Here is a 22,238-nt window from a genome sequence, read left to right as displayed (position 1 = left end):
CTTCACTGGCCGCGCCCGTTCCCCTCCAGCCAGGCGCGGCGACGCGCGAGGACCACATCATCTACGTCCTCCAGTAATTCCAGCCAGGCCGTATCCCGTGGTGGTGGGGTAGGGGTCACGCGGGTTTCCCGGAGGATGTCGTCGCGGAAGAACTGAATGCGCAGCGCCGCACCCCCCGGAACCGCATCCAGTTGCTCCGACAATTGTTCCGCCGTAGTCCGGACGCCATCCAGGGCGATGAGAATGTCGTCCGGCGACAGACCCGCCTGCTCCGCAGGGCTGTCCGTCTGCACATGGCGCAACTGGACACCCAGCGCATGGGGTAACCACTGCGCGCCAAGCCATGCGCGCAGGGTTTTCTCTGCGGGCTGTCCGCCCTCATCCTGCGGGCCGCTGGCCGCGCGCAGGCGCAGCGCAATGCCCATTTCCGCGAGCAGCGCCGGCAACGGTAAGTCGGTCCTCGCGGTGATCCAGTCCTGCAGACGCCCGGCGAGCGCAGGGCCCGCAAGGTCTTCGACTATTCCGACACACTGGCCTTCCGGCAGGGGAATGCCGGTGCGTCCGAAATTCTGCCACAGGCGCACAAGTACCGTGTCCAGACTCAGGGCGCCGGCACTCTCCAAGCGCAGACTGAGGTCCAGGCAGAGGGCGAGCAGGGCGCCCTTGTTGTAATAGCTGATCTCAAAGTTGGCGCTGTTGACATGGGGATGATAGAGCCTGATCCAGGCATCTTCACTGGATTCCGCCACGCTTTGCAGGAAACGTCCGGGGCGGCGCAGCAGGCGGGTAAGTTCCTTCCCGACGCCGCACAGATATTGCGCGGGGGTCGTCAGACCGGCGCGACGCAGGCAGAGGTCGTCATAATAGGAGGTGATACCCTCGAAGACCCAGAGATCGCGGGTGAGTACCTCCCGGTCCAGTGCGCTGGCGCTGAGCACGGCGGGACGGATGGCCTGCACCAGCCAGCCATGAAAATACTCGTGGCTGGCCAGCCCCAGAAAACGCCGGTAATGGTCGTCGTTACGACCGCTCAGGTCATCCCGGGCGCAGAGGAGGGCGCTGGACGCACGGTGCTCCAGCCCGCCATAGCCGTCGGCGCCGGTCATGCACAGAAAGTGATACTCGGCAAAGGCGGCATCCCCCAGAAGCGCTGCTGCCAGTCGCAGATGCGGGTCAGGTCGGTACCGAGACGTTGCAGATCCGCCTGGTGAGTGCCCTGGATAAGCAGGTGATGGGGCCGCTCTCCTACCTCGAAATCCAGCAGGGTAAGGGACCCCATGAGCACTGGATGATCGATGAGGGCATCATAGCCGGGGGCTTCAAAACCGCCCCAACTCCACACCGCACCGCTATGGCGGGGAAGGGCGGTGGCTACCTGCCAGTCTTCGGGGCCTTCGAGGAGGACCGCGTGCGTTTGTGTCTCCTGTCCGGATACTCGCAGGTAGATGGCCGGGCCGTTGAAAAAGCCACCCTGATCATCCAGATATGCGGTCCGTACCGAGCGGTCGAAGGCGTAGACGGCGTAACGGACGACCACCGGACCATGCCCTGGCGCAAGCCGCCAGCGGTCTTTGGCGATTTTGTGCAGGGCGATCTCCTGTCCGTTGCGTTCTGCGCGGATTTGGGTCACATGACGGGCAAGGTCGCGGATGGTGTAGCTGCCGGGCACCCAGGCGGGCAGGGCAAGGATCTGTCCTTCCGGGTCCGCTTCCGAAATGCTCAGGGTTACCCGAAAAAGATGGGCCCGCGGCGCGGCGCTGATCCGGTAACTCAGTGGGGGAATGGTCAAAGCAGCATTCCTAACGCCATGCGGCGGCAAGACCGCGAAAGGCCGGGTGGGTCGCGTCCCCCAGCCACTCATAAAATACGGATTCGGCGACAGCGACCGTAACCCCGGCGTGCCGCAGCCGCTCCAAGGCAGGTTGCTGATGCTCGGCGTCACGACTGGCGCAGGCGTCGGCCACTACCACCGGTTGCCAGCCCGCCGCCTGCAGGTCCAGCGCCGTTTGCAGCACGCAGATGTGCAACTCTATGCCGGTCAGAATGACCTGACGCCGATCGTCCTGTGCCGTCAGCCACTGGCGGATGTCATCGCCGCGCCAGCAGGAAAAGGCGGTCTTTTCCAGAACCTGTGCAGCATGGACGCAGATATCCTCGCGGGCCGGCCCCAGTCCCTGCGGATATTGGGCGGTGGCGAGGACAGGCAGCCCCAGGGTGGTGGCCGATTTCAGCAGCCGGGAGACATTGTCCAGGAGCGGCGTCCGCCGCGCCGGCACAAGTGTACCGAGTAGGCGATCCTGCAGATCGATGGCAATGACGATGCTCTGCGCAGCCTCGATACGCATGACTGCTCAGAACACGAAGTGGGCTGGTAGCGGCTGATGACGCAAAGGCGGGATCTCTGTCTCAAAAAGCTCCGAGCTCTCAAAAACACCCGGCCGGGAGTGCAGGATGCGCCGCACCCCCATGGCCGGACCGGTGCCGAGAATGGCGACCAGCCGCCCACCGACCGTCAGTTGCTGTTTGAAGACATCCGGCAGTACCGGCAGGGAGCCGGTGATGCAGATGGCATCATATGGGGCATTGTCCGCCCAGCCCTCGGAGCCGTCGCCAATGTACAGACAGGCATTCTGAATACCCTGTATGCGCAGATGATTTCCCGCCGTCCGGGAGAGATCGGCGCGGTCTTCAACGCTGTGTACCATTCCCGCAAGTTGTGCCATCAGGGCGGTCAGATAGCCGCTTCCGGTACCGATCTCCAGTACCCGGTCCTGTTCCCGCAAATCCAGCTCCTGAACGACCCGCGCCTCCATTTTCGGCGACCACATGGTTTCACCATGCTCCAGAGGCAGGGTGAAATCAGCGAAAGCCAGGTGCCGGTAGGCGGCCGCTACGAAGTTCTCGCGCTTCACCTGCGCAACGGCGTTCAGCACACGGGGGTCGAGCACATCCCAGGTGCGGATCTGGGTGTCGATCATGGTACGGCGGAGGATGTCAAAGTCCATAGGGCATCAGCGTTCCAGTGAATTTCCGACATTTAGGCATGGGTCTTGTGGCAAGTCAATCCGTGCGCCGGGCCATGGACGTGCCGGGGGGTCATTGGCTTGGCGCCCGTCCTGTGCTCCAATAGTCCAGGATATCGCAGAGGAGTTCCCCTTGGAGAGCCGTGCACACGCGCTGGTAGCACTCATCTTTCTGGCCGTTCTCGGCATTGGAATGGTGGTGGTCGGATTGTGGATGCATCACCGGCAGAGGCCGGGCGTGACCTTCGATGTCATATCCCCGTACAGCGTAGCGGGTCTGACTCTGCAGGCGCCGGTACGTTTCAAAGGCGTGCGGGTCGGAGACGTGACCGCAATTGGTCTGGATCCGGCGAATCCGCGCATGATCAGGGTGCGGATCAAAGTGGATGAGGCGACTCCCGTTACCCGAGCGACTTTCGCCGAACTGTCGCCGCAAGGGGTAACTGGGCTGAGTTATTTATCCCTGACGGATCGCGGTACCGACTTCGCGCCTTTGCCGAGGGTGGACGGCCGACCGGCCGAAATTCCCATGCATCCCAGCTTTTTGGAGGTGCTGTCCCGCAATGGCGAATCCCTGGTGAATCGTGGCAACATGTTGGCCAGCCGGTTGAACGTGCTGCTCAACCGCCAGAATCGTACCCGTTTTGCGCAGACCCTTGCCCACCTGGACCAGGCCACGGACCATTTGGTGCAGATGGAGACGGCATTATTGCCGACCATCAAGGCGCTGCCCGGGATGGTCGCCGCCACCCGGTCCACCATGGTGGCAAGCCAGCAAATGCTCAAACATCTGGATGCGCTGACGGTCTCCGCCCAGGCACCACTGGCGGACACGGCAGCGGCCGCCAAATCCTTGCGTGGACTTGCTGTGGCCGGGGAGCGGACGGTGAATACCCTCAATTACGATACGTTGCCACAGGTGAATCGTCTGACACAAAGTCTGATCGCCAGCAGCACGGCGGTGCAGAGTCTCAGCCGCTCGCTGCAACGCTCCCCACAATCGCTGCTCTACGGCGATCGTGGCCCGCCGCCGGGTCCGGGTGAACCGGGATTTTCCGCAGGAGGAAACTGAGCGCATGCGACACCTTTACTCCAAATGTTCACCAGTCGGGAAGCGCATGATACTGGCGGGTCTGGTCCTGCTCGCCACAGGTTGTGCCACTAGCGTTTCCTGGCAGGCGCCCTACGATATTACGCCCCCACATCCTGCCCCTCTGGCCAGCACCACGGGCTCAACGGCGACGCTGCCCGTGCTGCGGCTGAGGCCGGTCAGCGCCGTGCACTGGCTGGAAACGGACAATTATCAGTACCACCTGCTCTACCAGGACCCGCAGCGACTGCTGGCCTACCGGGATGCCCGCTGGATCGGCACCCCGCCGCAGATGATTGCCAGTCGTCTGCAACGGCAACTGGAAGAATCCGGCCAGTGGCGGGCCGTGCTGACGCCGCTGTCGAGAGGCCGTTCCGTCTGGTTGCTACAGGTAAAACTGACGGACTTCGTGGTGAATTTCAGCGGTCCGGATGCGGGCGCGGCGCTGGTTGCCGGTACGGCGACATTGGTGAAAACTGCCGATTATCAGGTGATCGCGCAGCGTCATTTCCGTTTCACCAAGATGCTTCCCAGTGCGAGTGCGCAGGGCGGCGCGAAGGCGATGGCCACGGCCAGCGCACGCTTCGTGAGGGCGATAAGCAGTTGGGCGGCGCAGACGGCGGCTACGGAGCACTCCGCGCGCCAGCCCTGACGATTCCCGGGCTCACTCCTCCGGCTGTTTGACCACCAGCACCGGGCAACGGGCATAATGGACGATATCGTTGGCGACGGAACCCAGCAGCAACCGGCCAATGGCGCCGTGGCCATGACTGCCCACCACCAGCATGTCCACTTCATGGGCCTTGCCGAAGGCGATCACTGCCTTGCCGATATTCTCCCCGCTTTCCACTATCTCCACCTGCGGCGTGATTCCACCTTCGGTTACCGACTGACGCAGCTTTTCCATTTCGGCATGGGCCATATGGAGCAGTTTTTCGCGCAGATCCAGGGTGGGGGGCAGGATTTCCTCCGGCATCTGCAGATTCAGCATCTGCGGATTGAAAATATGCAGCAGGGTGAGGCGGGCGCCACGCAGTTGCGCCTCCTGTGCGGCCATCTGCGCGGTGACCAGCGCCATGGGTGAAAAATCCACGGCCACCAGAATATGCTTTATGAGCGGTTTTACGGGCGATTTATCCACGGGCATGCTCCTTGCGCAGGCGTTCCATGAGTTGTGTTTCGTCAAGCAGCACGTTTTCCGTAGTCCGCCGGGCGCGATATTCCCACACGCCCTGCGCCAGCACCGCGTCACTGACCACGATGCGATGGGGCAGGCCGATCAGGTCCATGGTGGCGAACTGTACTCCGGGACGCTCATCGCGGTCGTCGAGCAACACGCTGTAACCCTCCGCCTCCAGGCGGTCGTGCAAGGCCTGGGCGGCGGCGGTCACATCCGGTGACTTGCGCGCGTTGATGGCGACGATGCCCACCTCAAAGGGCGCGAGGGCCACCGGCCAGGTGATGCCCCGTTCGTCGAAATGCTGCTCCACCGCCGCTGCCACCACCCGCGACACCCCGATACCGTAGCAACCCATGGTGACCGTGGCATCACGACCGGTTTCGTCGAGCACGGTAATCCCCATGCTCTTGCTGTAACGCTCGCCAAGCTGAAAGACGTGCCCCACCTCGATACCGCGGCGGACGCTCAGGGTGCCTTCCGCACAATGGGGACACGCATCCCCGGCGCGAACATTGCGCAGATCGGCCGCCGCCGGGCGCGGCAGATCGCGGTCCCAGTTGAGGTTGATCCAGTGCAGATCCGCCGCATTGGCGCCGGTGCTGAAATTGGCCACGCCAAGGGCGCGGTGATCCGCCAGGATGGGGACGGTCAGCAGCGGCTCCTTGGGGCCGATGAAGCCCAAAGGCGCACCCGTGGCCGATACGGCTTCCTCAGGACTGGCCATTTGCACGTCCTGGGCATTCAGGGCGTGCCCCGCCTTGACCAGATTCAGTTCGTCGTCACCGCGCAGCAGCATCATCACGGTCTTGCCGTCGGCCACCACCAATACGGTTTTGACGATTTTTGCGGTAGGGATACCCAGGTGCTCCGCCTGCTCCGCCACGGTACGGATGCCCGGCGTCCGCACCCGCTCGGCGGCCAGCGGCATCTCCGTTTCCGCCAACTCGGGGCGACTCGCCGCCTTTTCCATGTTGGCGGCATAGTCGCAGTGGTGACAGGAGACGATGGCGTCCTCTCCCGAATCCGCCAGCACATGAAACTCATGGGAGCGCTTACCCCCGATGGCCCCGTTATCGGCTTCTACCGCGCGAAAGTTCAGCCCCAGGCGGGTAAATATCCGCTGGTAGGCCTCGTACATCGCCTGATAGGTAATTTCCAGGGAGGTATGATCCATGTGGAAGGAATACGCGTCCTTCATGATGAACTCACGGCCGCGCATCAGCCCGAAGCGGGGTCGGATTTCATCGCGGAACTTGGTCTGGATCTGATAGAAATTGACGGGAAGCTGCCGGTAGGAGTGAATCTCCCGCCGCGCGAGATCGCTGATGACTTCCTCATGGGTAGGCCCCAGGCAAAACTCGCGGTCATGGCGGTCGCGCAGGCGCAGCAACTCCGGGCCGTATTGTTCCCATCGGCCCGACTCCTGCCACAGTTCGGCAGGCTGCACCACCGGCATCAGCAATTCCTGCGCACCGCTGCGATCCATCTCTTCACGCACCACCCGCTCCACCTTGCGCAACACCCGCAACCCCAGGGGCATCCAGGTGTATAAGCCCGAAGCCAGGCGGCGGATAAAGCCACCGCGCAGCAACAACTGGTGACTGACGAGTTCCGCCTCGGCGGGCGTCTCCTTGAGGGTGGGGATAAAAATCTGACTGGCGCGCATAAAAAACCCTGTTTAGCTGAAGCGCACAGTGTAAGAAAGGGCGACAGACAAAGGAAGGGGCAAAACGCGGTCCGGGATCTGGGCGCGTTTTTCTCCACCCGTGGCCGCTACTTCGCAGTTTGCTTACGCGCTCAGGAAGGCGCTATAGGTGAAATCGACGAAAATGCCGTCGCTTAACACTTCCATGAGGCGTTGGGCGTTGTTGGTCAAATCATTCCGTGGAGCTTCCCACTGCCAATGGCGTGCTGGAAACTGGCGCCCGCACTGGCGGCAGGTAACTGCGTGGTACGGAAACCGGCAGAACAAACCCCGGCCTCTCAGTTACGACATCGATCCGTTGGGCTTATTCCAGGTTTCGTTTCCTTCCCCGAGCGACGTGACGTGGGTCAGGGTTTACCCCCCGACTTAAGGGGTCAGAGCCCTCTTCTGTACTAACGGCGACCCATGCGAGACTGCACGTCTTTCATGTCCACAACTGCAACTCATCGATACCCGGCGCCACGGCCTTTTCCAGAATGAGCAGATGAAATGCAGAATAATTGCAGCGTTTAATCAAGCTAGCCAAGATGAATTTTCTAACTTGTTGTTTTGTTTGGCGTCCCCAGGGGGGTTCGAACCCCCGTTACCGCCGTGAAAGGGCGGTGTCCTAGGCCACTAGACGATGGGGACATGGACAGCGCTGAGAATCCTACACAGAACCGCGACACAGAGCAAGCGCCCCTGGTGGAAGGACTTGTTCTGGGCAAGCATCCCGGTCGGCGCGCCCGATGTGGGGTTCAGAGGTGCGTGGGGGACGTAGCCCGGCGGGGGGGAATTCAGTTAAACTACGGCTACCCACAACCCAAGAAGAAGGACTTATGGACGAACAGGAAGCAGTTTTCATGATCGAACGCATCTACGTGAAAGACATCTCTTTTGAGTCGCCCAACGCGCCCCTCAGTTTTGTGCAGACCGAGGCGCCGACCGTAGATGTGGGGCTGAACACCGCTAGTACCGTAGTGGAAGGGATGGAAGGACTTACCGAAGTGACGCTGACGGTGACCGTCAAGGCCAAGGCGGGTGAGAGCACCTACTTTGCTGTGGAAGTTCAGCAGTCTGGTCTGTTCCGGGTTCAGAACATCCCGGAAGAGCACATGCCCGCCCTGTTGGCCGTGCATTGCCCGACCATCCTGTTCCCGTATGCGCGGGAAGTGGTTGCGGATCTCGTCGGTCGCGGTGGTTTCCAGCCATTGCACCTGCACCCGGTGAATTTCGAGGCCCTGTATCAGCAGGCGCAGACCCAGCAGCAGAACTATACGACGCAATAATCCATGCGTTGGGCAGTACTGGGCGGCGGACACTGGGGGACGGCGCTGGCCGTATATCTGCTGCGCCAAAGGCATACCGTGCAGCTTTGGGGACGGCGCGCCGAGCGCCTGCCCTGTCAGCCCGGACGGACGGACCTTTTCCCCGTATTTCCAGAGTGCGCGCGGCCGCAAGGACTGCACTGCACGGTGGACCTCGCCGCTGCGGTACAGGGCAGCGAGGGCATCGTCCTTGCGGTGCCCAGTCATGCGTTGCGTGGCCTGCTGACGCATCTGCTCCCCTGTCTGCCGCCCACCGCGCTGCTCGTCCTCGCCAGTAAAGGGTTGGAAGTGCCGAGCGCCTTGCGTCTTGACCAGGTATTGCGGGAAATCTTGCCGGAGGCGCCTCTGGTGGTGCTTTCCGGCCCGAGTTTCGCCCATGATCTGATGCTCGGCAAACCACTGGCGATGACGGCGGCGTCTACCGATCCGACCTATGCCCAGCGGGTGGCCGAGGCCTTTGGCAGCGCCCAGATGCGGGTCTACACCAGTGATGATGTGGCGGGCGTCTGTCTGGGCGGGGCGATCAAGAATGTGCTGGCCATTGCCGCTGGTATTTCCGATGGTCTGGGCAATGGCGACAGTGCCCGTGCCGCGCTCATCACCCGTGGGATGGCGGAGTTGCATCGCCTGGGGACGGCGCTGGGGGGGCGAACCGAGACCTTCATGGGTCTGGCCGGTGCCGGTGACCTGATCCTCACGTCCTGCAGCGATCTCTCGCGGAACCGGCGGGTGGGGCTGGGCCTGGGCGGCGGCCTGAGCCTGGAAGCGGTGCTGCGCGGAATTGGCGAGGAGGCCGAGGGGGTACGCACGGCACAGGCTTTGTTTCAGTTTGCGCAGAGCCTGGGGGTGGATATGCCGATTACCGAACAGGTCTATCGCGTGCTGTTCGCGGGTGCCGCGCCGCGCGCCGCGAGCGACGAACTGATGCGCCGCGCCCTGCGTTCCGAGTTGCATGTTTCAGATGATGGCACCCCTGGGAGCGCCGCCAGAACCGAGTGACGGCGACGGGTCGCCGTGCGCAGATCCGGGTGGGTGGCATAGGGCTGCAAGACTTGCAGAATGGGTCCGGGATCGTTACATTGCCGCCAGATGACAGGGTGTTTGCGCGCACCCGGACAAATACAACAAGGAGTTTGGATGTCACCAGACAGGACCGCATGTTGATGGCGGCGTTGGAGCGGGCTTTGGCGTACCAGGCACAAAGCCTTCAGGCTGTTTCCAGGACTTTTGCCCTGACCATCCCCCAGTTGCCGGAGGCGCTCCGGGACGCGGTCGGCAACGGTTATCTGTTGTGCCGTATTGCCGACACCATTGAAGACGATCCGGATATGCCCTGGGAAAAAAAGGCCTGTTGGCAGGCGAAATTTCTTCGGGTGGTGGAGGGTGCGGACGATCCCGCCGCCTTTGCTGCCGCATTGGGCGCAGACCTGTCGCCGGCGATGCCAGAAGCCGAGCACGATCTGATTCGCCACACTCCGGAAGTCGTCGCCATCACCCACAGCCTCAACCCCACCCAGCAGGCGGCATTGTCCCGCTGCGTGCGGATCATGGGCATGGGGATGGCGGAGTTTCAGCAGCATGCTTCGTTGCAGGGGTTGGCGGACATGGCGGCCCTGGATCGCTACTGCTATGTGGTTGCGGGTGTCGTCGGTGAAATGCTCACCAGCCTATTTGTCGAGTTCGAGCCGCTGCTGGCGGAGCATGATGCGGAGATGCAGCGATTGGCGGTGTCCTTCGGGCAAGGCCTGCAGATGACCAATATTCTCAAGGACATCTGGGATGACTGGCAGCGCGGTGTGAGCTGGATGCCACGCGCGCTGTTTCAGCGTCATGGCTGCGATATCGCCGGGGTGCGGCCCGGCAGTCGGGACCCCGCGTTCCAGGCGGGCCTCAGCGAGCTGCTGGGTATTGCCGCGGACCATCTGCAAAATGCGCTGCGCTACACGCTGATGATACCGGCCGGGCAGACGGGGATGCGGGATTTTTGCCTTTGGGCCATCGCCATGGCGGTGCTGACCCTGCGGCGGATTGCCGAAAATCCGGCTTTTGCCTCCGGGAGCGAGGTGAAAATCAGCCGTCGCAGCGTACATCGGGTGGTATTACTGTCGCGTCTCCTGCATCGCTCCGATGCGCTCCTGCAGTGGAGTTTCCGGGTGGGCGTCAAACCACTGCCTCTGTCTTCCGCTGTCGCGCAACCATGAATCGTATGCTGCAACCGGTGCGTTCTGGCGCGGGCATTTTTCGTTCATCACTGGATCGGGTGATCGCGCAGGCGCGTCAGGCGCTGAGCGGTCGGCAGGCGGAGGATGGTCACTGGTGTTTCGAGTTTGAGGCCGATTGCACCATCCCTGCCGAATATATTCTAATGCAGCATTACATGGATGAGCGGGACGAGGCTCTGCAGGCCAGGATCGCTGTCTATCTGCGCGGCAAGCAGGCGGATCACGGGGGCTGGCCCCTCTATTACGGTGGCCATTTTGATCTGAGTGCATCGGTAAAGGTCTATTACGCCCTGAAACTTGCGGGCGATGACCCCGAACTGCCGCACATGCGGCGCGCCCGGGAGGCGATTCTCGCCCATGGCGGAGCGGAACGCAGCAATGTATTCACGCGCATTACGCTGGCGCTTTTTGCCCAGGTGCCATGGCGGGCGGTGCCCTTCATTCCGGTGGAAATCATGCTGCTGCCGCGCTGGTTTCCCTTTCATATCTACAAAGTCGCTTCCTGGTCGCGCACGGTGATGGTGCCCCTGTTTATTTTGTGCAGCCTCAAGGCGCGCGCCAAAAATCCCCTGCAAGTGCATATTCGGGAGTTGTTCCGTCGACCGCCGGATCAGATTACGGATTATTTCAGCCACGCCCGGCAAGGGATTGTGGCATATTTCTTTCTGTCTCTGGATCGATTCTGGCGGTTGATGGAGGGCTGGATACCGCACGCTATCCGGCGTCGTGCCCTGAAGAAGGCGGAGGCGTGGTTTACCGCGCGGATCAATGGGGAAGATGGCCTCAACGGCATCTTCCCGGCCATGGTGAACGCCCACGAGGCCCTGGCGCTGCTCGGCTATCCGCCGGATCATGATTATCGTCGGCAAACCGGCGCGGCGCTGCGCAAACTGGTGGTGGAGCGGGCGAACGACGCCTATTGTCAGCCCTGTGTATCACCCGTCTGGGATACCTGTCTCGCGCTCCACGCCCTGCTGGAGCAGGATGGTGAAGTCTCTCCCGCGGTGCAAACCGGTATTCGCTGGCTCAAGGACCGGCAGATCGGTGCCGAACCCGGCGACTGGCGGGAGTCACGGCCCCATTTGGCGGGCGGTGGCTGGGCGTTTCAATATGCCAATCCGTATTATCCGGATCTGGATGACACGGCGGCAGTGGGCTGGGCCCTGGCGCGGGCCGGGCGTGCGGAGGACCGTGACAGCATCGAGAAGGCGGCGAACTGGTTGGCGGGCATGCAATCCAGAAACGGCGGTTTCGGCGCCTATGATGTGGACAACACCCACTACTACCTGAACGAAATTCCCTTTGCCGACCACAAGGCCCTGCTGGACCCGCCGACGGCCGATGTCACCGGGCGGGTGGTGGCCTTTCTGGCGCATCTGGCGCGGCCACGGGACCGCGATGTGCTGCGGCGTGCCGTGGCTTATCTGCTGCGTGAACAGGAGTCATCGGGCGCCTGGTTCGGGCGCTGGGGAACCAACTACATCTACGGGACCTGGTCCGTACTCATGGCGCTGGCCGAACTGAACGATCCTTCCCTGAAACCCACCATGGAACGCGCTGCGTACTGGCTGCGCGCGGTACAGCAGAGCGACGGCGGTTGGGGTGAAAGCAACGATTCCTACGGTGACCCCGGTCTTGCCGGGGTGGGCCAGACCTCTACCGCGGCACAGACGGCCTGGGCCTGCCTGGGTCTGATGGCGGCGGGAGACCGGGATAGTGTGGCCCTGCATCGTGGCATAGCCTGGCTGCAGGCGCATCAGGAAGGGGATGGATGCTGGCAGGCGCCCTTTTTTAACGCGCCGGGGTTCCCAAAGGTTTTTTACCTGATTTATCATGGATATGCGTTTTATTTCCCGCTCTGGGCGCTGGCCCGCTACCGGAACTTGGGATGCATGGCGCACGAATAGGAGTGGTGGTGGCGCTGGACGCGGAGGCGCGTGTTTTTTCCCTCGCGGGCGCGCTGTCGCACGATGCGCTGATAGAGGTGGGTGAGCATATCTTGCTGTGTGTTTCCGGCATGGGGCCCGAGCGGGCGACGGCCGCGGCGTATAGGCTGATTGCTGCAGGTGTTGACGGGCTGGTTTCCTGGGGAACTGTGGGCGCCTTGCGGCCGGAACGGAAGCCGGGTGATCTGCTCCTGCCGGAAACCGTGTTCTGGGCGGGGCAGTGCTGGTCGGTGGATGTGGCATGGCGCGGGGGCCTGGCGAAATCGCTGTCCATCCCATTCCATGCCGGGGGAGTGCTTTCGGTGGATGAGCCTTGCGGTTCTAGGGCGGCGAAGGCGGCCTTTCTGGTGGATTACCCGTCGGCACAGGGGGTGGATATGGAAAGTGGTGCCATTGCTGCCGCGGCGCATGGCGCGGATACCCCCTTTATCGTCATCCGCAGTGTCGTGGACCCTGCAGATCAGTCGCTGCCAGCGGTGGCCACGGCGAGTGTCGACGCCTATGGGCGGCCGCAGGCCCTCCGCCTGGCGCGCGGGTTGTTGCGCCATCCTGCCGAGTTGTCCACTTTGCTGGGCTTGGGCGGGCAGATGCAGAAGGCGCTGCGAACGCTTCGCACGGTGGCGCCGTCCCTTCTTCACGCAGGAAGGGCGGCATGAAAGCCCTGTTGACCGGGGCATCCGGTTTCGTCGGTGGCGCGGTGCTGCGCCGCCTGCTCGCCGAAGGTCTGGAGGTGCGAGTGCTCCACCGCACCGGTGCTGATCCGGCCAACTGGGAAGGGCTGGACGTGGAACTGGTGGTCGGGGATCTCACAGACGGCCCGACCCTGGATGGCGCGGTGGCTGGCTGTCAGGCGGTTTTTCATGTGGCTGCGGACTACCGGCTCTGGGTACCCGATCCGCGCGCCATGTATGCCGCCAATGTGGGCGGCAGCGAACGTCTGGTGCGCGCGGCGCTCGATGCCGGGGTGGAGCGCATCGTCTATACCAGCAGCGTTGCTGTGCTCGGTCATTATGCCGATGGCCGGGAAGCCGATGAGGATACCACTGCGCAACTGGAAGACATGATCGGGCACTACAAGCGCTCCAAATATCTCGCCGAGGAGGCCCTGCGGGCCCTTTGCCGGGAGGAAGGTGCGCCCATCGTCATCGTCAATCCGTCGACGCCCATAGGTCCGGCGGATCGCAAACCGACCCCCACCGGGCGGATGGTGCGCGATGCTGCGGCGGGCCGTATGCCGGCTTATGTCGATACTGGTCTGAACGTGGTGCATGTGGATGATGTGGCCATGGGCCATTGGCAGGCATTTACGGACGGCGAGGTCGGGGAACGCTATATTCTCGGTGGCGATAACCTCCCCTTGGCGGCGATCCTCACCCGTATTGCCGGTCTGACCGGGCATCGTTCGCCATGGCTGCGTATCCCTCGCCGCCTGCTCTATCCCCTGGCCTGGGGGGCGGAGCGGGTGGCGCGCCTGCGGGGCAGGGGGACGCCGCTGGTAACGGTGGATGAGCTGCGCATGGCCGCCCACAAGATGTATTTTTCGTCTGCCAAGGCGGAGCGCGTCCTGCATTACACCCATCGTCCTGCGGAGGAGGCCTTGCGGGACGCGGTACGATGGTTTGCGGAGCATCACTATCTGTAGTCTGCTGGCCCGCCGTCTGGCGGTGGCCGCCGTGGGGGCCTTATGTGCTGGTGGATAGGCGGCCCTGCGGCGCTGCTTTCCCTGGCGGCCGTGGTCTATCTGCTGATGGCGCTTCGGGCAATCGCGCGCTGGCACCCGATATTGCCGGAGCGCGATGCCGCCGTCAGCGGAGATATCCTGTGCGATGGGCCCGGAATCAGTGTGCTCAAGCCGCTGCATGGGGATGAGGGGGATCTCTACGCCGCCCTGCGCAGTTTCTGCGTGCAGGACTACCCGGCATTTGAAATGGTTTTTGGCGTGCAGCACCCCGACGATCCGGCCGTCGCCGTGGTGCTGCAGTTGCAGGCCGAGTTCCCGGCCTTGGCGTTGCGCTGGGTGTGTACGGAAGCGCATATCGGCAGTAATCCCAAGGTCAATAATCTGGCGGGCATCCTCGCCGTCTGTCGTTACGACACCCTGGTGATCAGCGACGCGGACATTTCCGTCGGCCCCTATTACCTGCGCCAGATCTGTGCTTCCCTGCAAAACAGGAATGTGGGTGTGGTGACCTGCCTCTACCGGGCCAGGCCCGTAGCCACCTTCTGGTCGCGGGTGCTGGCCGGTCAGGTGAACGATCTCTTTCTGCCTTCGGTGCTGCTGGCGGCGCGCCTGGGTCCGAACATTTTCTGTGGCGGGGCGACCATGGCTTTGCGTCGCCGGACGCTGGAGGCCGTCGGCGGCCTGCCGCGCCTGGCGAACCAGCTGGCGGACGATTACTGGCTCGGCGCCTACAGTCGCCAGTTGGGGCAAGCCACCCTGCTCGCGGATTATGTGGTGGATACCGAGGTCAGGGAGGCGAATTTCCGCGCCTTTTACCAGCATGCGCTGCGCTGGTCGCGTACCACGCGATCGGTACAGCCGCTGGGTCACACCTTTTCTTTTTTGACTTATCCGCTGCCCCTGGTGCTGCTGCTCGCGCCCTGGATGGGTTTCTGGGGCGGGGTGCCGCTGGGTGTGGTTCTCCTCTTGCGCCTCGTGTACCATAGGCAAATTATGCACAAACTTGGTGCAGACGGTTCGTTTGGTGTGGCCCTGCTGGGAGAGTTTCTGGGCCTGTGGATCTGGTTTCACGCCCTTTTCGCACGGCACGTCGCCTGGCGGGGGTCGCAATTTGCCATCGCCGCCGACGGGCGGATGGATGGCCATGACGGAGCAAAACGATGACGATGAAAACCCTGTTCTTGCAAGCCCCTTCCTTTGAGGGATTCGATGGTGGTGCCGGTTCGCGCTATCAGGCCAAGCGGGAAATTCGCTCTTTCTGGTTCCCCACCTGGCTGGCCCAGCCCGCCGCCATGATTCCTGGCAGCCGCTTGCTCGACGCCCCCCCCGCGGATGTCAGTGTCGAAGAAACCCTGCAGGTTGCCGCAGGGTATGATCTCTGCATCATTCATACCAGCACCCCGTCTTTTCCTTCCGATGTGCGTATGGCAGAAGTGCTCAAGGAGCACTACCCGAAGTTGCTCATCGGCATGGTCGGCGCCAAGGTGGCGGTGGAGCCCGAGGAGTCCCTGCAGCAGGCCGCGGCGGCGGTCGACTTCGTGGCCCGCGAGGAGTTTGATTACACCCTCAAGGAGATAGCCGAAGGTCGGCCCCTGAGTGAGGTGGACGGCGTCACCTACCGCTCCAGCAATGGCCAGATCATCCACAACCCCGATCGCGCCATGATCGAAGACATGGACGCCTTGCCCTTCGTCTCCGAAGTGTACAAGCGCGATCTGCACATCGAGGATTACTTCATCGGTTACCTCAAGCATCCCTATATTTCCTTCTACACCGGGCGCGGCTGCCGTTCGCAGTGCACCTTCTGTCTCTGGCCGCAGACGGTGGGTGGCCATCGCTATCGCACCCGCAGTGCTGCCAGCGTCATTGAAGAGGTGCGCTACATCCAGAAGAACTTCCCGCAGGTCCAGGAAATCTTCTTTGACGATGATACATTTACCGATGACCGTCCCCGTGCCGAAGAAATCGCCCGAGGTCTGGGCAAGCTGGGTGTGACCTGGTCCTGCAACGCCAAGGCCAACGTGCCCTACGATACCCTCAAGGTGCTCCACGAGAACGGCCTGCGCCTGTTGCTGGTGGGCTATGAATCGGGCGACCAGCAGATCCTCAACAACATCAAGAAGGGGCTCAAGGTCGAGGCGGCGCGCAAATTCACGGCCGACTGTCACAAACTGGGGATTGTGATTCACGGCACCTTTATTCTCGGCCTGCCGGGCGAAACGAAGGAGACCATTCAGAAGACCATCGATTTTGCCAAGGAAATCAATCCCCATACCATACAGGTGTCGCTGGCGGCGCCGTATCCCGGCACCTTCCTGTACAATCAGGCCAAACAGGAAGGCTGGCTGACGGACGAAGATGAGGCACACTTGGTCAACGACCGTGGTGTGCAGATCAGCCCCATGAGTTACCCGCACCTCAACCATACGGAAATCTTCGACTCCGTGGAGGTGATGTACAAGCGCTTCTACTTCCGCGCCGGCAAGATTGCCGAAATCACGGGTGAGATGCTCAAGAGCACGCAAATGATGAAACGTCGTTTGCGCGAAGGCGTGGAATTCGTCCGTTTCCTCCGACAGCGCCACGGCTGAAGTGGGGCAGGGCGGCGGCCGGCGGGTCATCTTCAACGCCGACGACTTTGGCTTGGATATGGCGGTGAACGAGGCGGTGGAGTCCGCACACCGTGATGGCGTGCTGACCACCGCCAGCCTCATGGTCGCGGCTCCAGCCGCCGCGGACGCCGTCGCCCGTGCCAGGGCGTTGCCCCGCCTGGGCGTAGGGCTGCATCTTACCTTGGTGGACGGCACGCCTCTGCTGCCGGCGGAGCAGGTGCCGGATCTGGTCGATGAACAGGGGCGTTTTGCTGCGGATCTCTGGCGGCGCGGGGTGCGCTATTTCTTTTTGCCACAGGTCAGAAGGCAACTGGCGGCGGAGATCCGTGCCCAGTTCGCCGCCTTTGCCGCCACCGGCCTGGAACTGGACCATGCCAATGCACATAAACATCTGCATCTGCATCCTACAGTGCTGATGCAGATGCTGGAAGTCGGGAGGGAGTTTGGCCTGCGGGCGGTGCGTTTGCCCCGAGAGCCTTTACGGGCGGCCCGCTGCAGCGGTGCCAGGGGGTTCGCGCCGGCATTCTGGTCCATCTTTCTGGCGCCGTGGTTGGCGCACATGCGCCGCCAACTGGACCGTCGCCGGATCATGCATAACGACCAGCTCTACGGCCTGGACGCCACTGGCCACATGGACGAGGCGCGACTGCTCCGGATGCTCCGCTGTCTGCCGGCGGCGGGGGTTACGGAGATTTATCTGCATCCGGCCATGGTGCAGACGGCGGCTCTGCACGCCCTCATGCCGAACTATGAACCGCACGCCGAGTGGGCGGCGCTGACGAGCCCCCGGGTAAAAGATTATTTGCGCGATCAGGATATCGCGAAGGGTACTTTCCGTGATTTTGTCGCCCGTTGACCGTTTTCTTCAGCGCTCCGGCGCGCAGTTCTCTCGGGGTCTGGTGGCCTTGGTGGACCTCTCGGTGCGGCGCGCCACCTGGATGCTGGCGGCCATCGTGCTGGCCACCCTGCTCGCCCTGGGCTACTCGGTCGGTCATTTCTCCGTGGATACCGACACCAGCCATGCCTTGTCCCGTGATCTGCCTTTTCAGAAGCGTGAAGTGGCTTACCAGAAAGCGTTTCCGCAGGATAAAAACACGATTGTGGTGGTCCTCCAGGGCGCTGATCGAAATCTTACGGATACAGCCGTCGATCGCCTCAGTACTTGGCTGCGCGCCCGGCCGCAATCTTTCCACGACGTATATGTGCCGGGCGGCGGGCCTTTTTTTCAGCGTAACGGCCTCCTGTATCTCTCCCCCAAAGAAGTACAGGACTTTGCCAACCGCATCACCGACGCGCAGCCGCTCATCGCCAGACTCTCTGCCGAACCGAGCCTGAATGGCCTCAGCAGCCTGTTGAGCATGGCGATCGGACAACGCCTGACCAATGGTGTGCAACTGCCTGGATTGACGGCTATTTTTTCTGCTCTGGATCGGGCGCTCACGGCGCAGATGCAGGGCAAACCCTATACCATTTCGTGGGGTACACTCATGGGCGGCGATCTGGCCCGAATGGGGCCGTCGCAACGCTTCGTCATTATTCAGCCTGCCCTGAATTACAAGTCTTTGGAGCCTGCTGCTGCGGCTATACATACTTTGCGCGCTGGCCTTACCTCGCTCAACCTGAATGCCGCCCACGGGGTGGACGTGGGGGTGACCGGCGGTGCGGTACTGGATGCGGAACAATTGAAAACCGTGAGTCAGGGTGCCGCTGTTTCTCTGGCGCTGACGTTCACGCTCGAAATCATTTTGCTGATCATAGCATTGCGCTCGCTGCAACTGGTTTCCGGGGTGCTGATGGGGCTGATCGCCGGAATGATCCTGACCACCGCCTGGGCACTGTTTTTTATCGGTCCCTTCAATCTTATTTCCGTGGCCTTTGCCATTCTCTTTATCGGTCTGGGTGTTGATTTTGGCATTCAGTTCTGCCTGCGCTATCGGGAAGAAGTTTTTAACGGCGCAGCTCACCGACAGGCCATGCAGCGGGTGACGCAGGGTATGGGCGGCGCCTTGAGCCTTGCCGCCGTTGCGGCTGCTTTCAGTTTTTTTGCTTTCGTGCCTACCAGCTACGCCGGCATCGTCGATCTCGGACTGATTTCTGGCACCAGCATGCTGGTCGCCCTGTTCGTCACCATCACCTTCCTGCCCGCTTTTTTGACCCTCTGGCCTATGGTGGTAACGCGTACAAGACCGACGTATTATCCGCATCTGCGCCAAATTCCCACCCTGGTGCGTCACCCCATCCACCGTTATGCCTACTATGTACTGGGCGTGGTGGCCCTGCTGGCGCTGGCGTCCGTGCCGCTGGTGCTGCGTACCTCTTTCGACTTCAATCCACTGCATATGATCGACCGCCATGCGGAGGGGGTGCGCGTTTTCGAGAAGCTCCTCGCCGATCCACAGACGGCCCCCTATCGTATGGAGGTGCTCACTCCGGATATTCCGGCGGCGCAGGCTATTGCGGCGCGGGTGGAGCGGCTGCCCACCGTGGCGCAGGCCCTGACGATTTCCAGTTATATTCCAGAGCATCAAACCGAGAAGCTGGCCATATTGCAGAACTTGCAGATCCTCGTGCCGCCCTTTTCGCTGCTGATGCCTGCCGGTTTGCAGCCGCCGACGCCCGATACCGCGAAAAGTCTTGGGGAATTGGTAACCAAATTGCGGGCCCTCGCGCAAAAGGACGGCGAGAATACACCTGACGGACGGGCGGCGGCCGCGCTGGCTGGCCATCTCGCGCAGTTTTTGGCGACTCGCGGCACGAATGCTCAGGCGATCGCCGATCTGCAAACGCGGGTGATGGGTACCTTGCCCGGCGAATTGCGACGCCTCGGCATGGCGTTGTCCGCCACTCCGGTAACCTTGCAGACCCTGCCGAAGTCCCTGCGGGACCGTTATGTGGCGGCTTCGGGCCAGGCGCGCGTGGAGATTTTTCCCAAGGCCAATCTGAGCAGTAATCAGGCGATGGCGACCTTTGTGCGAAGCGTGCTGAAGGTGGAGCCCAATGCCGTGGGTACACCGGTGATGCTGGTCCAAGGCGGAGAGGCGGTGCTCGGTGCCTTTCAGGAGGCTACGTTTATTGCGCTGATAGCCATCAGCCTGCTGCTCCTCCTGGCCTTGCGCCGTTACCGCGACGTGTTGCTGATCATGATTCCGCTGCTGCTGGCGGCGCTGTTCACGGTGGCAGCCATGTCCCTGTTCGGATTGAGCTTCAATCTCGGCAACATCATCGTTCTGCCTCTGCTTATCGGTCTCGGTGTGGCCTTTGCCATCTACATCGTGGTGCGCTGGCGCAACGGTGTGGATGTCGCGCATCTGCTTGGGACATCCACCCCCATGGCCGTTTTTTTCAGCGGGCTTACGACCCTCAGCGCCTTTGGCAGCATGGCGGTTTCCCGCGATCCGGGTATGGCCAGCCTGGGCGAGGCGCTGAGCCTCGCGCTGGCCATCGTGCTGCTGTGCATTCTGATCGTGCTCCCGGCTTTGCTCTTGCTATTTACCCCGTCCCCCCGTGAAGAGGGTATTGCCCAGGATGAAGGCAGCTAATTTGCTGAAACAGAAAGTGATGATGCTGGCAGCCGGTCTGCTCGGTCTGGGCTTGACCGTCTTCCTGGTCGTGCATGCCGGTGTTTCCGACATCCTGAAATTGCTGGCAGTGGCTGGCTGGGGTCTGCTGTGGCTTCTCCCCTTTCACCTGCTGCCGCTGTCTCTGGACGTGTTGGGCTGGAAGTGGCTGCTGCGCGGTAAGGCGCGCGTCCGTTTCTGGTTTTTGCTATGGGTGGCGCTGGTACGCGAAGCGGCCAACGGCCTCCTGCCGGTGGCGCGGGTGGGTGGAGAAGTGCTCGGTGTACGCCTCCTGACCTATTCCGGCGTGCCCGGCTATGTCGCCGGGGCCAGCGTCATGGTGGAAGTCACCCTGACCCTGTTGAGCCAGTTCATCTTCACGCTGGCGGGGTTCGTGGTGCTGATTTTCGCGGTCAGTGACCACCATCTGCAATTCCAGGTGGTATTTTTTCTGGCATTGATCCTGCCGTTGCTCATGGCCTTTATCTGGGTGCAATATCGTTGGGGGCTGTTCACGGTCCTGCAGATGCTGATGAAGAAGCTTCTAGGCGGTAAGGACCTGCTCGCGCTGATAGGAGAACCTCAGCGTCTGGATGCCGAAATCCGTCGGCTCTACGCACGTCGCTGGGGCCTGCTCCCGGCGAATTTCTGGCAACTGAGCGGTCTGTTGGCGGGCACGGCGGAAGTCTGGTTCACCTTCTGGCTGCTGGGCCATCCTCTTCCTTTCTGGGCAGCACTACTTCTGGAAAGCCTCGGGCAGGCCCTGCGCAGTATGGCGTTTCTGGTGCCGGGCGGATTGGGTGTGCAGGAGGGCGGCTTCATTCTGTTCGGCAGCGCGATCGGTGTCGGGCCTGATCTGGCACTGGCCTTTTCTCTGACACGCCGCTTCCGCGAAACCCTGACGGGCATTCCGGTACTCTTGTCATGGCAAGCATTAGAAGGCCATCATATGCACCGCCAGTGGCGGCAAATACGTTCCAACGGGGAGGGCATTTCATGACGGCGATATCTTTGGATCCAGGGTCCGACGCCCATCGCGACCTGTTCTGCAAGTTTTTTCACGACACGCACATCCATTATGATCCGCAGCATATGGATTGGCCGGAACTGGACTCGGAAACTGCGCAGCGGGTGAAGTCCCTGCCGTTCTGGGGTGAAGCCGTCGCCACCGAAAGCGTGACGGCGCGTATGGTGCAAAGCATGGGTGAGCGGGAGCCGGACCCGGTGGTGCGAGCGGCAGTGGCCCTCGACGGGCAGGAGGAACAGCGCCATTCCGACCTGCTACGCGCCCTGGTACAGCATTATGGTATCGAAATTCCGCCATTACCTGCCCCGCCACGGGTGCGCGATCCGTACTGGGAGTTTCTCTATACGGGTTATGGCGAATGCCTGGATTCCTACTTTGCCTTCGGGTTGTTCGCTGCCGCCAAAGACTCGGGTTTCTTTCCGCCTGACTTGGTGAAGATCTTCGAGCCGGTCATGCAGGAAGAGGCGCGTCATATCATATTTTTTGTCAACTGGCTGAGTTGGCACCGCCGGCGTCTGCCCTGGCGGAAAAAGGTGATGCTCGAACTCCAGCGCGTACAGGTGATTGCCCTGCAGGCCTGGGCGCGCATACAGACCGCCCGGGGGCTACATGCGCATGAGGAAGAAAATTTTACCCTGACCGGGCATGACCAAGTGAGTAAGGATGTCAGCCTGAAGCAGCTTCTTGCGCTCTGCCGCCAGGAAAATGACCGGCGTTTTGCGCCCTATGATGACCGTTTGTTGCGCCCGAAGCTCGCGCCGCGGATCGCCAACATGCTGTTTTTCTTTTTGTCTCGGAGCAGGGCCGCCTGAGGATCCGTCGCCTTGTCCCACATACGGTTTGGTATGTTATACTAATTATAGTTTGTCGTTCATTATCCATATACGC

21 protein-coding genes and 1 tRNA gene are annotated in these 22,238 nt (G+C 62.0%); 15 read left to right on the top strand and 7 right to left on the bottom strand.

The window, feature by feature from the left end; genetic code table 11:
• Positions 1-2 precede the first annotated feature (2 nt).
• The 4 genes from AFERRID_RS15385 to AFERRID_RS01345 are packed head-to-tail and all read right to left on the bottom strand — an operon-like array spanning position 3 to position 3,005.
• Positions 3-1,106, bottom strand: a complete 1,104-nt coding sequence (locus AFERRID_RS15385) for a M61 family metallopeptidase (protein ID WP_232027683.1) — start codon at positions 1,104-1,106, stop codon at positions 3-5.
• Entirely contained in the window at positions 1,103-1,789 is a 687-nt protein-coding gene (locus AFERRID_RS15380; protein WP_232027674.1) for a M61 family metallopeptidase, read from the bottom strand. The genes AFERRID_RS15385 and AFERRID_RS15380 overlap by 4 nt, the downstream gene beginning before the upstream one ends.
• Positions 1,790-1,799: 10 nt before the next feature.
• A complete protein-coding gene (locus AFERRID_RS01350) occupies positions 1,800-2,345 on the bottom strand; it encodes an isochorismatase family protein (protein WP_113525420.1) in 546 nt (181 codons plus the stop codon).
• 6 nt (positions 2,346-2,351) lie between these two features.
• On the bottom strand, positions 2,352-3,005 hold the full coding sequence (locus AFERRID_RS01345; protein ID WP_113525421.1) for a protein-L-isoaspartate O-methyltransferase family protein: 654 nt from the start codon (positions 3,003-3,005) through the stop codon (positions 2,352-2,354).
• A 151-nt stretch (positions 3,006-3,156) separates the two neighbouring features.
• Between AFERRID_RS01345 and AFERRID_RS01340 the strand changes: the two genes are divergently transcribed.
• On the top strand, positions 3,157-4,095 hold the full coding sequence (locus tag AFERRID_RS01340; protein WP_113525422.1) for an MlaD family protein: 939 nt from the start codon (positions 3,157-3,159) through the stop codon (positions 4,093-4,095).
• Between the two features lie 46 nt (positions 4,096-4,141).
• On the top strand, positions 4,142-4,765 hold the full coding sequence (locus AFERRID_RS01335) for an ABC-type transport auxiliary lipoprotein family protein (protein WP_225981781.1): 624 nt from the start codon (positions 4,142-4,144) through the stop codon (positions 4,763-4,765).
• Positions 4,766-4,777: 12 nt separating this feature from the next.
• On the opposite strand, the gene AFERRID_RS01330 is transcribed toward AFERRID_RS01335, so the two are convergent.
• Positions 4,778-5,260 carry a universal stress protein gene (locus AFERRID_RS01330; RefSeq protein ID WP_126604225.1) on the bottom strand — a complete coding sequence of 161 codons (483 nt, stop codon included), beginning with the start codon at positions 5,258-5,260 and terminating at the stop codon, positions 4,778-4,780.
• Positions 5,247-6,959, bottom strand: a complete 1,713-nt coding sequence (locus AFERRID_RS01325; RefSeq protein ID WP_126604224.1) for a proline--tRNA ligase — start codon at positions 6,957-6,959, stop codon at positions 5,247-5,249. Before AFERRID_RS01325 ends, AFERRID_RS01330 begins: the two co-directional genes overlap by 14 nt.
• A 192-nt stretch (positions 6,960-7,151) precedes the next feature.
• Here AFERRID_RS01325 and AFERRID_RS16300 point away from each other — a divergent pair, with 192 nt between their 5' ends.
• Positions 7,152-7,394: an aldehyde dehydrogenase family protein gene (locus AFERRID_RS16300; RefSeq protein ID WP_269149212.1), complete on the top strand. Its 243-nt coding sequence runs from the start codon at positions 7,152-7,154 to the stop codon at positions 7,392-7,394.
• Between the two features lie 158 nt (positions 7,395-7,552).
• Here the strand turns inward: AFERRID_RS16300 and AFERRID_RS01315 are convergent.
• Positions 7,553-7,628, bottom strand: a tRNA-Glu gene (locus AFERRID_RS01315).
• A 188-nt stretch (positions 7,629-7,816) separates the two neighbouring features.
• Here AFERRID_RS01315 and secB point away from each other — a divergent pair.
• The 12 genes from secB to AFERRID_RS01255 all read left to right on the top strand — a co-directional run bounded on the left by secB (position 7,817) and on the right by AFERRID_RS01255 (position 22,162).
• Positions 7,817-8,266: a protein-export chaperone SecB gene (gene secB / locus AFERRID_RS01310; protein WP_012536993.1), complete on the top strand. Its 450-nt coding sequence runs from the start codon at positions 7,817-7,819 to the stop codon at positions 8,264-8,266.
• Positions 8,267-8,269: 3 nt separating this feature from the next.
• Entirely contained in the window at positions 8,270-9,304 is a 1,035-nt protein-coding gene (locus AFERRID_RS01305) for an NAD(P)H-dependent glycerol-3-phosphate dehydrogenase (RefSeq protein WP_113525426.1), read from the top strand.
• Positions 9,305-9,462: 158 nt separating this feature from the next.
• Positions 9,463-10,506 (top strand): phytoene/squalene synthase family protein, encoded by a 1,044-nt coding sequence (locus AFERRID_RS01300; protein WP_113525427.1) that lies wholly within the window; start codon positions 9,463-9,465, stop codon positions 10,504-10,506.
• Entirely contained in the window at positions 10,503-12,434 is a 1,932-nt protein-coding gene (gene shc, locus AFERRID_RS01295) for a squalene--hopene cyclase (protein WP_113525428.1), read from the top strand. Before AFERRID_RS01300 ends, shc begins: the two co-directional genes overlap by 4 nt.
• Positions 12,416-13,129, top strand: coding sequence for a phosphorylase family protein (locus AFERRID_RS01290; protein WP_113525429.1), 714 nt, complete (start codon positions 12,416-12,418; stop codon positions 13,127-13,129). Before shc ends, AFERRID_RS01290 begins: the two co-directional genes overlap by 19 nt.
• Positions 13,126-14,115, top strand: a complete 990-nt coding sequence (hpnA, locus tag AFERRID_RS01285; RefSeq protein WP_126604223.1) for a hopanoid-associated sugar epimerase — start codon at positions 13,126-13,128, stop codon at positions 14,113-14,115. Before AFERRID_RS01290 ends, hpnA begins: the two co-directional genes overlap by 4 nt.
• Positions 14,116-14,157: 42 nt before the next feature.
• Positions 14,158-15,318 carry a bacteriohopanetetrol glucosamine biosynthesis glycosyltransferase HpnI gene (hpnI, locus tag AFERRID_RS01280; RefSeq protein WP_126604222.1) on the top strand — a complete coding sequence of 387 codons (1,161 nt, stop codon included), beginning with the start codon at positions 14,158-14,160 and terminating at the stop codon, positions 15,316-15,318.
• Positions 15,315-16,745 (top strand): hopanoid biosynthesis associated radical SAM protein HpnJ, encoded by a 1,431-nt coding sequence (hpnJ, locus tag AFERRID_RS01275; RefSeq protein WP_113525432.1) that lies wholly within the window; start codon positions 15,315-15,317, stop codon positions 16,743-16,745. The genes hpnI and hpnJ overlap by 4 nt, the downstream gene beginning before the upstream one ends.
• 1 nt (position 16,746) lies before the next feature.
• The gene (hpnK, locus tag AFERRID_RS01270; RefSeq protein ID WP_126604221.1) at positions 16,747-17,622 is read left to right on the top strand and encodes a hopanoid biosynthesis-associated protein HpnK; all 876 of its coding nucleotides are present in this window, start codon (positions 16,747-16,749) and stop codon (positions 17,620-17,622) included.
• Positions 17,603-20,305: an MMPL family transporter gene (locus AFERRID_RS01265; protein ID WP_126604220.1), complete on the top strand. Its 2,703-nt coding sequence runs from the start codon at positions 17,603-17,605 to the stop codon at positions 20,303-20,305. Before hpnK ends, AFERRID_RS01265 begins: the two co-directional genes overlap by 20 nt.
• Positions 20,292-21,323, top strand: a complete 1,032-nt coding sequence (locus AFERRID_RS01260; protein ID WP_113525435.1) for an HpnL family protein — start codon at positions 20,292-20,294, stop codon at positions 21,321-21,323. Before AFERRID_RS01265 ends, AFERRID_RS01260 begins: the two co-directional genes overlap by 14 nt.
• Complete coding sequence (locus AFERRID_RS01255; protein WP_113525436.1) at positions 21,320-22,162, top strand: ferritin-like domain-containing protein; 843 nt, start codon at positions 21,320-21,322, stop codon at positions 22,160-22,162. Before AFERRID_RS01260 ends, AFERRID_RS01255 begins: the two co-directional genes overlap by 4 nt.
• Positions 22,163-22,238: the final 76 nt, after the last annotated feature.

Origin of the sequence: Acidithiobacillus ferridurans (genome assembly GCF_003966655.1) — a bacterium.
GTDB lineage: Bacteria > Pseudomonadota > Gammaproteobacteria > Acidithiobacillales > Acidithiobacillaceae > Acidithiobacillus > Acidithiobacillus ferridurans.
The sequence above is the reverse complement of the archived record's forward strand: the minus strand, read 5'-3'. Positions and strand labels throughout refer to the sequence as shown.